The 12,906-nt window shown below is 70.0% G+C and carries 15 protein-coding genes and 1 pseudogene; 5 read left to right on the top strand and 11 right to left on the bottom strand.

Going from position 1 to position 12,906, the window contains the following annotated elements; translation table 11 throughout:
- Window positions 1-179 precede the first annotated feature (179 nt).
- Window positions 180-474: pseudogene (locus ACTWQJ_RS32305) on the top strand (IS5/IS1182 family transposase); the annotation flags it as partial.
- A gap of 98 nt (window positions 475-572) precedes the next feature.
- Here ACTWQJ_RS32305 and ACTWQJ_RS32300 read toward each other — a convergent pair.
- The gene (locus ACTWQJ_RS32300; RefSeq protein ID WP_443310058.1) at window positions 573-1,097 is read right to left on the bottom strand and encodes a dihydrofolate reductase family protein; all 525 of its coding nucleotides are present in this window, start codon (window positions 1,095-1,097) and stop codon (window positions 573-575) included.
- Between the two features lie 392 nt (window positions 1,098-1,489).
- Window positions 1,490-1,912 carry a DUF6223 family protein gene (locus tag ACTWQJ_RS32295; RefSeq protein WP_443310057.1) on the bottom strand — a complete coding sequence of 141 codons (423 nt, stop codon included), beginning with the start codon at window positions 1,910-1,912 and terminating at the stop codon, window positions 1,490-1,492.
- Window positions 1,913-2,130: 218 nt separating this feature from the next.
- Here ACTWQJ_RS32295 and ACTWQJ_RS32290 point away from each other — a divergent pair, with 218 nt between their 5' ends.
- A complete protein-coding gene (locus tag ACTWQJ_RS32290) occupies window positions 2,131-3,258 on the top strand; it encodes a sensor histidine kinase (RefSeq protein ID WP_443310056.1) in 1,128 nt (375 codons plus the stop codon).
- Window positions 3,255-3,917: a response regulator gene (locus ACTWQJ_RS32285; protein ID WP_443310055.1), complete on the top strand. Its 663-nt coding sequence runs from the start codon at window positions 3,255-3,257 to the stop codon at window positions 3,915-3,917. The genes ACTWQJ_RS32290 and ACTWQJ_RS32285 overlap by 4 nt, the downstream gene beginning before the upstream one ends.
- Before the next feature lie 171 nt (window positions 3,918-4,088).
- Here the strand turns inward: ACTWQJ_RS32285 and ACTWQJ_RS32280 are convergent, their stop codons facing one another.
- Window positions 4,089-4,574, bottom strand: a complete 486-nt coding sequence (locus ACTWQJ_RS32280; RefSeq protein WP_443310054.1) for a hypothetical protein — start codon at window positions 4,572-4,574, stop codon at window positions 4,089-4,091.
- A 516-nt stretch (window positions 4,575-5,090) separates the two neighbouring features.
- On the opposite strand from ACTWQJ_RS32280, the gene ACTWQJ_RS32275 reads away from it, so the two are divergent.
- Window positions 5,091-5,534: a VOC family protein gene (locus ACTWQJ_RS32275; RefSeq protein WP_443310053.1), complete on the top strand. Its 444-nt coding sequence runs from the start codon at window positions 5,091-5,093 to the stop codon at window positions 5,532-5,534.
- A 59-nt stretch (window positions 5,535-5,593) separates the two neighbouring features.
- Here the strand turns inward: ACTWQJ_RS32275 and ACTWQJ_RS32270 are convergent, their stop codons facing one another.
- Window positions 5,594-6,553 carry a DUF5996 family protein gene (locus tag ACTWQJ_RS32270; protein WP_443310052.1) on the bottom strand — a complete coding sequence of 320 codons (960 nt, stop codon included), beginning with the start codon at window positions 6,551-6,553 and terminating at the stop codon, window positions 5,594-5,596.
- Window positions 6,554-6,879: 326 nt separating this feature from the next.
- Between ACTWQJ_RS32270 and ACTWQJ_RS32265 the strand changes: the two genes are divergently transcribed.
- Window positions 6,880-7,014 carry a hypothetical protein gene (locus ACTWQJ_RS32265; RefSeq protein ID WP_443310051.1) on the top strand — a complete coding sequence of 45 codons (135 nt, stop codon included), beginning with the start codon at window positions 6,880-6,882 and terminating at the stop codon, window positions 7,012-7,014.
- Window positions 7,015-7,177: 163 nt separating this feature from the next.
- Here ACTWQJ_RS32265 and ACTWQJ_RS32260 read toward each other — a convergent pair whose 3' ends face one another.
- From ACTWQJ_RS32260 to ACTWQJ_RS32230, 7 genes are all read right to left on the bottom strand, one after another.
- Window positions 7,178-7,705 (bottom strand): DUF4396 domain-containing protein, encoded by a 528-nt coding sequence (locus tag ACTWQJ_RS32260; RefSeq protein ID WP_443310050.1) that lies wholly within the window; start codon window positions 7,703-7,705, stop codon window positions 7,178-7,180.
- A 641-nt stretch (window positions 7,706-8,346) separates the two neighbouring features.
- Complete coding sequence (locus ACTWQJ_RS32255) at window positions 8,347-8,976, bottom strand: DUF305 domain-containing protein (RefSeq protein ID WP_443310049.1); 630 nt, start codon at window positions 8,974-8,976, stop codon at window positions 8,347-8,349.
- 119 nt (window positions 8,977-9,095) lie between these two features.
- Window positions 9,096-9,497, bottom strand: a complete 402-nt coding sequence (locus ACTWQJ_RS32250; RefSeq protein WP_443310048.1) for a DUF6153 family protein — start codon at window positions 9,495-9,497, stop codon at window positions 9,096-9,098.
- 56 nt (window positions 9,498-9,553) lie between these two features.
- Window positions 9,554-10,774, bottom strand: coding sequence for an RNA polymerase sigma factor (locus ACTWQJ_RS32245; RefSeq protein ID WP_443310047.1), 1,221 nt, complete (start codon window positions 10,772-10,774; stop codon window positions 9,554-9,556).
- A 7-nt stretch (window positions 10,775-10,781) separates the two neighbouring features.
- Window positions 10,782-11,135, bottom strand: coding sequence for a YciI family protein (locus ACTWQJ_RS32240; protein ID WP_443310046.1), 354 nt, complete (start codon window positions 11,133-11,135; stop codon window positions 10,782-10,784).
- Window positions 11,135-11,623, bottom strand: coding sequence for a VOC family protein (locus ACTWQJ_RS32235; protein WP_443310045.1), 489 nt, complete (start codon window positions 11,621-11,623; stop codon window positions 11,135-11,137). Before ACTWQJ_RS32235 ends, ACTWQJ_RS32240 begins: the two co-directional genes overlap by 1 nt.
- 624 nt (window positions 11,624-12,247) lie before the next feature.
- Window positions 12,248-12,760 carry a 2'-5' RNA ligase family protein gene (locus ACTWQJ_RS32230; protein ID WP_443310044.1) on the bottom strand — a complete coding sequence of 171 codons (513 nt, stop codon included), beginning with the start codon at window positions 12,758-12,760 and terminating at the stop codon, window positions 12,248-12,250.
- Between the last annotated feature and the right edge of the window lie 146 nt (window positions 12,761-12,906).

Below are 12,906 nucleotides of genomic sequence, written 5' to 3'. Positions count from 1 at the left end.
GGGCGACGACCGCGACCGTCACCACCATGGCGGCGACCGCACAGGCCGTCACCACCACGGCGGCGACCACCACCATGGCGAGCACCACCGTCGGTAGGGCAGCCGGCAGCTGACACCCGTGGTGTAGGCGACGGGGCAGGCCGCACGATGCGGTCTGCCCCGTCACTGCTTGCCCAACCCGGCCAGACATGGTCTTGGCCGGCCAGGCGTACGCGTCGCGCTCCATCCGCGTGCACCTGCGTAAGGGCGCGGTATCCGCGCGGTGATCCCTGTCCCTGCGGATCAGCGGGGCCACCGACTGCGTCGAGGCAGCCGTGGCGGCCGGCCACTTGCTTTCGACCGTGAGGCATACAAGCAGCGCAACACGGTCGAGCGGTGCGTCAATCGCTTGAAGCAGTGGTGAAGCAGTGGCGCGGCATCGCCACCCGCCACGAAGAGACCGCGACCATCTACCTGGCCGGACTCCACATCGCGGGCTCTGGTCCGCGCGGTGATCCAACGCCCGCCGAGCAGGTGCTTGCGACGAGTGCCACGTTCAGCGACGCGACGGCAGGGCGAGTGCGGGAGACTTGTCAGCGGACGACGTCGAAGACGTTCTTCTGCAGACCGTTGGCGTAGACCTCGTGCTCGACGAGCTTCAGCTTCTGGGTGTCCTTGTCCATGGCGCTGAAGAGCCGCTTGCCCGCTCCGAGCAGGAGCGGGAAGACGAGAAGGTGGTAACGGTCGATCAGGCCGGCGTCCGAAAGGGCCTGGTTCAGGCAGGCGCTGCCGTGGACGATGATCGGCCCGCCCTCGGTCTCCTTCAACGCGGCGACGTCGTCGAGCGAACGCAGGATCGTCGTCTCGCCCCAGTCCGACGCCAGGTTGTCCTCGGTGAGGATGGTGGAGACGACGTACTTCGGCATCACCTTGTAGTCGGCGAAGTCTTCCATGTCGGGCCACACCGGGCTGAACGCCTCGTAGCTGGTCCGTCCCATCAGTGTCGCGGTGGCTTCCTTCTGCTCCCGGCCCTTGATGTCGAATGCCTCGGGGAGGAACTCGACCTCGGCGCGTAGCGCGAGCTGCTGCGGGTCGCCTCCCGAACCGCCGCCCGGCACGGCTCCGGCGTTGCCATCGGCCACGAATTCCCCTGTCCGGCACGGGAGTTGGACGTATCCGGTATCGGATTGTACGAGCGCGGGCTGGGTCCGCGACAGGGGACGGTCCGCGCCGGTGGAGGAGATCCGTCCCCTTCCCAAGGGCCTCAGCCTTCGTCGAAACAACTCCTCTCGATGCATCCGCCACCGCTCAGGTAACGCCTGGAACTCGCTCTCGACGAACTCGAAGAATGCGAGGATCTCCGCGAGCCGATGGTGGCAGAGGCCGGTGCCTTGAGTCTGCGGCTGAGGGCTCCTACCCGGGCATGAGGCTGGGCGGGCGCGTACGGCGCGCTGGAACTTGGTGGGGCGGTCAGCGTAAGGCAGACCCGAACGCGCGCTCGTATTCTCGGTCAGCCGGTGCGGCGGGAGCGGGCCAGAGCCAGCCCACCGAGGGCCATGCCGATCAGCCCCACGAGCATGGCCACGTAGGCCCCGCCAAGCCCGTTGCCGGTGCCGAGACCACCGTCGGCGGTGGCCGCGACCAGCCCACCGAGGGCCACGCTGATCAGCCCCGCCCCCATGGCCCCCATGGCCCCGAGTGACCCGTTGGCAGTGCCGAGACGACCGGCGGGGCGGGCCAGCGCCAGCCAGGCGATGACCACGCCGGCCAGCCCCACCAGCGCGCCCGTGGTGGCCCCGAGTCGCCCGAGGCTGAAGTCGTAGAAACTGGCGGCGACCGGCTGGACCGAGGCGTGCGCGGCCGCCGGTGCGGCAAGCCCGACACCTCCGAGCAGGGCGGCCGTGGCGGCAGCAAGCAGACGACGAACGGACATCAAGGTGCTCCTTCTCTTCCTGCAACTGGACGTCGCCTGATCATGTCCGCCGGACCCACGCCGGTCGTCCCGCAGACGCAGGCAATTCGCCCTGCCGCCGATGCCGCATCCAGCTACCGCGGACGCTGCAGGAGCCGCGAAGGTACCGCGTGTGCGGTAGGTGGCCGCTCGTCCGCGAGCGGGACTCGCCCGCGGCAGCATCCGGCTAGGGTGCGCGCATGAGCATAGGACGGTTCGGTGTCCGGGCCGGTGTCAGAAACTGGACGATCGCCGGCGGCGTGGCGGCGGCGCTGCTGGTCACCGGGCTGTCCGGGCAGCATTCCGCCACAAACCTCGACCTGCTCGGCTACGCGCTGCTGGCGGCCGGCGGCCTGGTGCTGGCCGCACGCCGCCGGGCTCCGGTTCCCGTCCTGGCCGTCACCGGGCTGTGCGCAGTGGGTTACCAGGCGGCCGGTTTCGATGTGCCTGCCGTTGCGTATCTGTTCGCGGTGTACGCCGCCGTGCGGGCGGGACATCGCACCGTCACGGTGGCGGCGAGCGTGGCCATGCTGGCCGCTCTCCCTCTCGCGGCCCTGGCCTCGGGTCTGCACGACACGGGCGAGGCGTTCGCACAGGCTAGAGGCGCCCTCGAGCTGGCCTGGCTGATCGCGGCCGGTGCCGCGGGTGAAGCGCTGCGGCAGGCCGAGCGGCGGGCGGACGAGGCCGAGCGTACTCGGGAGGAGGCCGCGCGGCGCCGCGCCGACGAGGAGCGGTTGCGCATCGCGCGGGAGTTGCACGATTCGCTCACCCACCAGATCTCGATCATCAAGGTGCAGGCCGAAGTCGCCGTCCACGTGGCCCGCAGGCGTGGCGAACAGGTGCCGGAGGCCCTGCTGGCGATCCAGGAGGCCGGACGTGAGGCGGCCCGGGAACTGCGCGCGACCCTGGAGGCGCTGCGCGATGACGACACGACCCCGCCGCGTGGGCTCGACGACGTCCCGGAACTGGTGAAACGGGCCCGTGCCATCGGCCTGGACGCGAGGCTGACGATCGAGGGACTACGACATGACGTGCCGGCCGCGGTGGGCCGGACCGTCTACCGGATCGTTCAGGAGTCGCTCACCAACGTCGCCCGTCACGCGGACGCCGGCACGGCGTCGGTCCGGATCGACTACCGTCCGGACGCCCTCGCGGTACGCATCGATGACGACGGCAAGGCAGCGTCGGGCACCGCCCCGACGCCCGGCGTCGGGCTGCTCGGCATGCGCGAACGAGTCACCGCCCTTGGCGGTCGGCTGCGCGCCGAGCCACGCGGCGAGGGCGGCTTCACCGTCCAGGCTGAACTCCCCGTGGATCAGACGTCATGATCCGTGTCCTGCTGGTCGACGACCAGCCGCTCATTCGCAGCGGATTTCGCGCGCTTCTCGACCTCGAAGACGACATCGAGGTGGTGGCCGAGGCCGCCGACGGGAAGGAGGGCCTGGCGCTCACGAAGGAACATCTGCCCGACATCGCGCTCATGGACATCCAGATGCCGGTCATCGACGGCATCGAGGCGACCCGTCGCATCGCCGCGGACCCGACCCTGGCCGGGGTGCACGTCGTCATCCTGACCAACTACGGCTTGGACGAATACGTCTTCAACGCGCTGCACGCCGGTGCTGCCGGATTCCTCGTCAAGGACATCGTGCCGGAAGACTTCCTGCACGCCGTACGCGTCGCCGCGCGCGGGGACGCCCTGCTCGCACCCTCGATCACCCGCAAGCTCATCAACAGGTACGTCACCCAGCCGCTCAACACCAGTGCCGGCACGGGGCTGGAAGAGCTGACCAACCGCGAACGCGAGGCCGTCGCCCTGGTCGCCCAGGGCTTGTCCAACGACCAGATCGCCGACCGCATGGTGATCAGCCCGATGACCGCGAAAACCCACATCAACCGGGCCATGGCCAAGCTCCACGCCCGTGACCGCGCTCAGCTCGTAGTCCTCGCCTACCAATCCGGCCTGGTAGCCGTACGCAACTCCTGAATCCAAGGTCCGGGTGGAGGGCCTGCCCGCCGGTGATCCTCTTACTGAACGCCCTCTTACTTGCCTTTGGGCCCGTGGGCTGCCGGGGCAGTGTGGGCATGCCCAGGTCCACACTGCCCATAGCGGCGGCGCGGTGGGCCTGGGCGCGCTTGCTGCGCAGGAACCTCAAGGTCAGTTGACCATGGCTGTGAACTCCCATGCGAGGTCGGTGGCGGCGGCGATCTCCGGACAGGCGTTCCGTGCGGTTTCCAGCTGTGCGGTATCCGAGGGGCGGAGTGTCTCCGGCGGGCGCATGATCCATGAGGTGATGGTGCGAGGGCTGGGCGTCACCGCTTGGGCGGGGATCACTACGCCCTTCCTGATGGTGCTCACGTAGCGGTTCACGACGTGGTAGCCGCCGGTGTAGCCGAGCGCGCGCAGCTCACGGTAGAGCTGCATGGAACTCGTACAGCCGCCCTTGAAGCGGTGTTGCACGTAGTCAGCGAACGGGTCGAGGACATCTGCACCCCGGTCCCGTGCCGAGGCGAGGAGGTCTTCAAGGTCGCTGCGCCGGTAGCGCTGTACCGTCTTGCGGTCCAGTTGCAGGCGGCGGCCGATGGCGCTGAGGGACAGCCCGGTGGCGGCCAATTCGTTGACGTCCCTGTGGCGTTGGCGCACGCAATCCAGGAGAGGAGTCGCTGGGGTGCTCTGAGGCGGTCCTGCTTCCGTGGTGGCAGGGCGGCGCAGGCATGCGCGGTGTCGACGGCACGTCTTCTCCATGGCCGTCGAGAGTTTTGGAGGAGGTGCCAGCGATCGGCGACTTCCAGGGAGCCAGGGGACGCCTGCCTGATGGCCTTGGTGAAGGCCATCAGGCGGTCACGGCACACGACCTTGGCCTCTGCGCACTTGAGGTGGCCTGCCTGAGTGTCGTACTTGGCCCAACCCTTCCCTGGCTCGCCGCATGCCACGGAACGCCGACGATGGGGTCTTGGCTCGGGCCGATGCGTCTCAATCCGGGGCGCGGGAAGGAGGCCAGGTCGGCGTGCGGGTGCCGTTCGGTCGGTCAGACCCTAGGCTCGCTTGTATGCCCGACTACACCTCGGCGAAGTGGGTGGGTGCGACGAGTGGCGGCCTGGCGTGGCTCCGGTCCGCCGCACGACCCGCCTGGCCACCGAACCAGAGCGGGAGCGGCGAATGAACCCGGACGATCTTCCTGCGCCGGCCGAGGGTCTGGTGCTCACGCACTTTTTCACCGTCTCCGACGTGCCGCGCTCCCGGGCGTTCTACGCCGACGTGTTGGGGGGAACGGTGGTGCTGGACGAGAATCCCTGCATCATCAAGGTCGCCAACAGCTGGATCATCATGAACCCGGGCGGCGGGCCCACCGACGACAAGCCGGATGTCGTGCTGCGCCCGCCGGAGGATCCCCACATCGTCTCCAGCTTTCTGAATGTGCGGGTGGCCGACATTCACCGCTTCCACGCCGAGGCCGTCGCGAAGGGAGCGGAGTTCCTCACGCCGCCCATCGATCGTCGTGCGGAGCTGCGCTGCTACATGCGCGATCCGGACGGCTACCTCATCGAGGTGGGCCAGGCGACGGGGCTGCTCCAGGGCGTGCTGGCGCGCACGGACACCTGACCGGGGCGGTGCCGCCGCGGTTACCACGCCGCCGGCCGGGCCGCGGCGGCGTGTGGGCCTCAGCCGGACGCGGCACCGGGCCCGTGGGCCCACGGCTGCGGGTCCGTCACCCCGCCAGGGCATGCCATTCGCTCGATCTCCCAGCCGGCGCGCCCTGCGCCGGCCCGGTACGCGCTCTCGTAGAAGGCGAGTACGGCAGCACGCGGGTCGGCCTCGGTACGGACCTCGTCGTACCGCAGCACGGCCAAGTGGCTGTTGCCCCGGGCAATCCAGCGTGCCGCCGCGGGCCGGAGCGGCTCCTCGGCCAGGTGCGCGGGCTCCGGAGCGGTGTAGGAGTAGAACGTGGGCTCGGGGAAGGTGTCGTCCCCGAACCAGAAGCCGAAGCTGATCACCTCCCGGGAGTACGCCTCCCGGGTCACCGGGTCGATCTGCTGAGGCTGCTCGATGTGACGCCCGGAGAACCGGCTGTGGGCGATGTCGAAGGTGTGCCAGAAATGGTGCACCGGGCTGACCTTCCCCGAATACCCTGCGGCGAATTCCTCCAGTACTGACGCCACCTGGCTGAGGACCCGCCAGTAGCGGTTGGCCTGCGGGGGATCGTAGGTCGCGTGCTCGGTGTCCTCGGCGAACGGCCGGCCGGCGTCGGGCAGGTCGAAGGGTCTGGGTACGTCGAGCTGCACCCGGACGCCCAGCGCGGCCAGCGAGCCCATGACCGCGTCGTGGAAGGACGCCACGGACTGGCCGATGAGCGGGAGGGAGATCTCCCGGCCGTCCAGAGTCGAAACAGCCAGCTGATGTCCGACGAAGTCGAAGTCCATCGTGAAGATCGGATTGCCGTCGACCTGTCCCATCGGGCGAGTGGTGATGCCGCGCCCCGTGAGGTGGAACGGGACATTCCACCAGTGATTACGCCGGACGCTGGCGGCGAGGCGGACCTTTCCGACGATCTGCGCGAAGCGATGGAGCGTGTCTTTGGTGTCACGCCACTCGGCGAGCGGGATCGGCGGGAACAGCTCCATTGTCATCACCTTCCCTCCCGCCCAACGCTCCTGATGGTCGGACGGGGCCCTGGATGACCATGATGACCACGCCGGACAGGTGCGGCACCTCGTCGAACCCGGGAGGCATGTCAGCGTGCGTTCGCGGCACTGCACCGGTTGCCTGGGCGTGTCTTCGGGATCAGCCCGGATCGGCCCCCGCCGTCTGTGGCGGGAACTGCAACGGGTCCGGAACCGGCTCAACCGGGAGGGCGAACTGCCCCTGTAGGGGGCCCGGGTCACCGTCACGCTGGACGGGCGACGACCCTGTCGCGAGGCGCCTGGTCCGCCGCACTGTAGCCGCGGTCATGCACAGCGTGGCGGAGGAGATCCGCGCCGGCCGTCTCACCTCCGACCGGGCCGCCGGCCACATCGCGGCCACGCTGCTCGCCGCCTTTACGCCGCCGGGCAAACCGGTACCCGAGCCTGGCGGCGGAGCGTGATACCGACAGCTTTCGACGAAGAGCTCAGCGCGGGAGAGGCCGCAGTCACCGGTGGCTGCGGCCTCTGACGTGCCCGGCGGCGGCCAGGGCCCGGCGGCCACGGGCAGGTGGGCCTGCCCGGAGTGGGCCGCCTCGCCCCTTGAAGCACGTGGGACGTGGGCGGTCAGTGGTAGGCGTGGACGACGGCGTGGCCCTTGCCGCGGCCGATCATCCACTTGTTGACCGGGGTGGTGATCAGGAACGCGACCGCGAACCCGCCCAGGAGGGCCGACCAGAACAGCCCGTCCGAGAGGTGTGCGTCCATCGCGCCGGGGGTGAGGGCGATGATGGTGTTGTCGACCAGCTCCATCACGGCGATCGAGACGGTGTCGGCGGCGAGCGCCACCTTGATCGCGGTCTTGAAGTCCAGGCCGGCCCGGCGGACCGCGAACAGCGTGAACGAGTAGCCGAAGACGAACGCGAGCGCGATTGCCAGGACCATGGTCTGGACGTTGCCCCACATCAGGGCGGTGCCGATGACCATGCCGAGGATCTCACCTATGGCACAGCCGGTCAGGCAGTGCAGCGTCGCCTTCGCCGCCGTCGACCAGGACGCCCCGGCCGTGTGTCCATCATGGTGGGCGTGACCGTGGTTGCCCTCGCGGGCGGCGTGGTCATGTGCAGTTCCGGTGTGGTGAGCACTGTGGTCCATGACGTTTTCCCCATTCCCGTCCAGCGTGGCCCGTTTCCGGAGCCCACTTCCAGAACGATATACCCCCTGGGGGTATTCCACCAGTGGTGTTCGGCGGCGGAGGGCGGGCGGTGCAGGACGGTCCGGCTGCGGTCGGCGTCGGTGGACTCGTAGTGCCCTCGGCGCAGAGCGTGGTCCAGGTCCGGCCGGCGTCCGCGCTGCGGGTCAGGCCCAGGTGCGGTGAGCGGGCGTTGGTGTCGGTCGGCGAGGGGTGGCCGCCGGTCAGAAGGGTGGACGGGCCGGTGACGGTGAAGCCCATGGTGTCCTGGTAGCGGTCGGCCACGCGCACTGCCCTGGCCGTTGCTGAGGCGGTAGACGCCGAGGTGACCGGCGGCGTAGAGGGTGTTGTCGGCTGGGTCGACGCCCGGGCCGTGCAGGTGGCCGGTCCCCGGATCCGTGGCGCTGGTGTCCTTGCGAAGTCGGGGGTGGAGCAGGCGGCGGCTGCCGCCAGGAGGGCGGCGGCGCGGCCGGGACGCCGGATTATGCGGGCAGGGGTGATCACGTGCGGGTTCAAGCTGTCGGTGAGGAGCGGACGGCGGGTGGGTATGCCGGGGCGGGGGCAGGGCACCTGTGGCGCCCTGCCCCTGTCCGGGGTGGTCCGGTCAGTTCTTGCCGAGCAGCTTGTTCATCTGGGTGATCTCGGCGGTCTGAGAGGTGATGATCGCTCCGGCCGTCTTCTTGGCGGGCTCGTAGGCGCCGTCGGCCTGCTCGGTCCTGGCCATCGCGACCGCGCCTTCGTGGTGCTTGATCATCATCTCCATGAAGGCGGTGTCGAACGCCTTGCCCGAGGAGTTCTTGAGCTGGTCCATCTCCTCGGTCGTCATCATGCCGCTCGTGCCGTGCGCGGAGTGGCCCATGGCGCCCCCGGCGGGCACCTCCTCGCCCCAGGAGGCCAGCCAGCCGGACATCGTCTTGATCTCCGGATCCTGGGCCTTCTTGATGTCCTCGGCGAGCTTCTTCACCTCTGCCGACTCGGCCCGGGAGGGCGCGAGGTCGGCCATCTCAACGGCCTGGCGGTGGTGGGGGATCATGCCCTGGGCGAAGGCGACGTCGGCCACGTTGTGCTGCCCCTGCGAGGCCGGCGCCGAGGAGGCGGACGGGGACTTCGTGGCGTGGCCGTCGTGTCCGGCCGAGCTGTCGCTGTTTCCGCCGCAGGCGGCCAGCACGAGCGCTGCCGCACCTGCGGCAGCCACGGCGGCGGTACGGCGGACGAGGGGACGCTTGCTGTTCATGGTGGTACAACTCCTTCCCCGCGCACCAACCGGGCGCGGGTGTTCATGGGATGAGGGCGTGCGAAAGCGCGGCACCAGTCACCGGGAACATCCGGGCAGAGGGTGCCGTGCGGGCCGCTCTATATCCGAAGAAGTTGCAGCTCGGAAAGGTCCGGCGGCGCCCGGCCGGTCTCGGCCCACGTCGCAGCCGGCTCCACCGAGGCAGGAGTAAGAGGCGCGTCCATCAGGGCGGTGGTCAGCGCGGGCGGCGCGTAGGGGGAGCCGATACCGGCCGCCGCGCACGTCCTGTCCGCGTGATCAAGGTGATCCGACCCGCCGTCCGTGTGCGAGCATCCCGCGCTCGCATGCGGGATGTCGGCAGCCATGGCCATCACCATGTCGTGGCCGGCGCCCGTGCGCGGTGACAGAGCTCCGGCGGGGCCCAGGCCATGCATGCCCAGCAGACCGGTCAGGACCGCCATCACCAGCAGCGCGAAAAGCCGCCCGGCGGGGCGGCGAGGTGCTGCGGTAGTGCTGGCCACGCGCTCATCGTACGGTCTGCCGCGGCGCCGGCCCGTCGGGTCGTCTCGGATTTCGCTCAGGAGGCGGCGCGTTCCTGGAGCAGGGCGCGTTCGGCGGGGTTGGCGGTCAGTTCGAGCGCGAGGCGGTCCGCGGCGCGGGCCTGGTCGGGGCGGTCCAGCGTCCGTAGCAGGTCAGCGCGGGTGGCGTGGAACAGGTAGTAGCGGTTGAGCTCCGTGGCGAGGTCGTCCACCTCTGCCAGCGCGGCGTGCGGCCCCTGTGTGTAGCGGAGGGCGACGGCCCGGTGCAGACGGGTGACCGGGGAGGGGGCGAGGTGCAGCAGCATGTCGTACAGCAGCACGATCTGCTCCCAGTCGGTGTCCTCCCAGCGTGCGGCCTCCGCATGGCAGGCCACGATGGCGGCCTGGAGCTGGTACGGGCCCGGGTGTTGCCGCCTGATGGCGCGCGTCAGCAGGTCCGTGGCCGCCGCGATCGCCTCGTGGTCCCACAGGGAGCGGTCCTGGTCCTGCAGCCGTACCAGCGTGCCCTCGGGGGTGAAGCGGGCGGCCGTACGGGCGCGGTGCAGCCGGATCAACGCCAGCAGCCCGGCCACCTCGGGCTCGGTCGGCATCAGCCGGTGCAGCAGGGCGGCCAGCCATTCGGCGTCGTCGGCGAGGTCGTGTGACTGCGCCTGCTCGGCGGTGGAGAGGTAGCCCTCGTTGAACAGCAGGTAGATCACGGCGAGGACCTGGGAGAGGCGGTCGCCCAGCTCCTCGTCGTCGGGAACGCGGTACGGGATCCCCGCCTTGGTGATCTTCTGCTTGGCGCGGGTGATGCGCTGGGCGACGGTGGACTCCCGTACCAGGAAGGCGCGGGCGATCTGCGCGGTGGTCAGACCGCACACCACCCGCAGGGTGAGGGCGATCTGCGCCTCCTGGGTCAGTGCCGGATGGCAGCAGGTGAAGACCAGTCGCAGCCGCTCGTCCGGCTCCGATGCCTCGCCCTGGTCCGGCGGCCACTGCAGCTGCGCCAGCTTGCGCCGGTAGTTCTCCTGGCGCCGCAGCAGGTCGAGGCCGCGCCGCCGGGCCACCGTGAACAGCCAGGCGTCGGGCCGCTCCGGGATCCCGTCCACCGGCCAGTGCTTCAGCGCCACCAGCACGGCGTCCTGCACCAGGTCCTCCGCGGCGGAGAAGTCGCCGGTCACCTCGATCAGCGAGGCGGCCAGCCGACCCGCGTGCTCCCGGACCACGTGGGCCAGCCGGTCGTGTGACTCGGCCGCTCCGTGCGACGGCGCCGTCACGTGGCTCTCACTCCAGCGGGCCGGTCTCTACGGGGCGGATCTCGACCACCGGGCAGCCGGGCCAGGTGCGCACCATGCGCAGCGCCTCATCGAGGTCGGCCACCTCGATCTCGGCGTATCCGCTGACGACCTCCTTGCCCTCGACGAACGGCCCGTCGACCACGACCGGCTCCCCGCCCTCCAGCCGGACGGTCGTCGCCGTCTCCGGGTCTCGCAGCTTCTGACCGCCCGTGATCTTGCCGGCGTGCGCGGCGAACCACTCGTGGACCCGCTCGAACGCCCGTGCGCGCTCGACCGGGCCCATCGCCTGCAACTCCCCGGCGAACTCCTCGGTCTCGACGAACAACAGCACGTACTTCATCAGGCGCCTCCCTGTTCCAGCATGGCGGCCATCCGCCGCTTCATCTCCTCCGGCGCCACGTCCTCCACATGCGTGGCCACGGTCCACCAGTGCCCGTACGGGTCCACGACGGATCCGTCCCGGTCGCCGTAGAACTGATCCTCGGGCGCCCGCTTGAGCGTCGCCCCCAGCTCCACGGCGCGTGCGACGACCGCGTCGACGTCCTCGACGTAGACGAACAGGAACGCGGGGCTGCCGGGCAGACCGCCGGCGGGCGGCGCCTCGGTCCCTGTGTACGGCGAGGGGTCCTCGACGATGACGACCGAGTCCCCGATCTCGATCTCGGCGTGCACGATGGTCTCTCCCGGCCCCGGGAACCTCATCCGCTCGGTCGCTCCGAACACCTCGCCGTAGAACTCGAGCGCCTTGGCCGCGCCCTGGACGATCAGGCACGGGGTGACCCTGCGGTACGCGTCGGGAATGGGCTTCGGGGCGGTTGTCGGTGACATGGGCTCGTCTCCCTTCTCTGGCTCCTGCGCAGGACCGGGCGGCCCTGCTACCAAGAAGACGATCGGCGGGCCGACGGATACGACAGGCACACCGAGCGGATTGCCGTAGTCCGCCTGCACCCGGGATCCAGCGAGCCGACCTCCCCCAGAGGGCCGCGACGAGGTGCTCGGCGAACTCGGCCAGGGGATCGCGGTTGGACTCGTCGAGTCCCAGCGTTCCCAGCAGGGCCTGCCGCGCCGACCGGTAAGCATCCAGGGCACTCAAGAGCTCGAACTGCCGAGAGTCGTTCGGCGCCGGAAGGGGGAGGCCGTCCGCCACCTGTCTACTGCCCGCGTCAACGGCCGGACGGTGGGGGCCTCATCACGGGTACCGACGACGCAGGCGAGCCACATGCATCGAGCACCTGTGACCACGACGCCCGGGAACGGTGACGACTCACCAGAGCGTTTGCGTTTCGCTTTGCTGTGGGCAGGGCTTGGTCAGGGGTGCATTACGGTGGGGCACGAGGGCCTTTCTGTCGTACGGCGTAGATGTCGCAATCCACACCGAGCCAGAAGGCCCCCGCGTCAAACCCGCCACCGTGAGGCAGGAGGGAATCTCCCGGCTTCAGCCGGGAGAGCACTTCAAGGTTGGCGGACCTCGCCCGTGCCCAGTGTGATCACGGCGCGGGGCTGCATGGGGTCCTCGCCGCGACGGGAGAGCACAGCCACCTCCTCGACCAATGCCGACAGCGTGCCGAGCCGGGCGGCACACTCGGTCGCCAGGCGTTTGGGGTCCTGGGTGCAGCCGAGGGACAGATGTGGGGTGAAGCGGCCGCGCCCGAGACAGAGGGGGAAACGCTGCTGCAGCTCTCGGTGGAGGCGGGCCCATGGTGCCGGGTCTGCCGCGGCCGGATCGAGCCACACCGTCGCGGAGTGCCGGTGCCGGAAGTACCGCACACCGGCCAGGCGCGCCGTGAATGTGGTGCTCTGTGCCGCGACGGCGGAGAGCAGAGGCATGGCCCGCGGGAACTCCTCCTCCGGTACGAAGCCGAACAGCAGGTTCACATGCGGTGGCCAGCGGCGTACCTGCGGATCGTGCTCCCATCGGATGTCTTGAATGGCCGGCCAGAGCTCCCGCGGCGGCAGCCACGCCACCGCAGTCCGGGGCTGTCGGCGCCACCTTGAGCGCCTCCATCGGCTCGGCCCCGCCGAGAGCCGGATTCCCGTCCACATGGCCATGGTCCAAATTGGGCATTCAAGGTGTGTGGGAACTCTCCGGTAGGCCACGTGCCGAGGCGTGG

It is taken from the genome of Streptomyces sp. KR55 (assembly GCF_052245645.1).
Lineage (GTDB): Bacteria > Actinomycetota > Actinomycetes > Streptomycetales > Streptomycetaceae > Streptomyces > Streptomyces flavusporus.
Note: the sequence above shows the minus strand (reverse complement) of the source record. Positions and strands in the feature narration are given on the sequence as shown.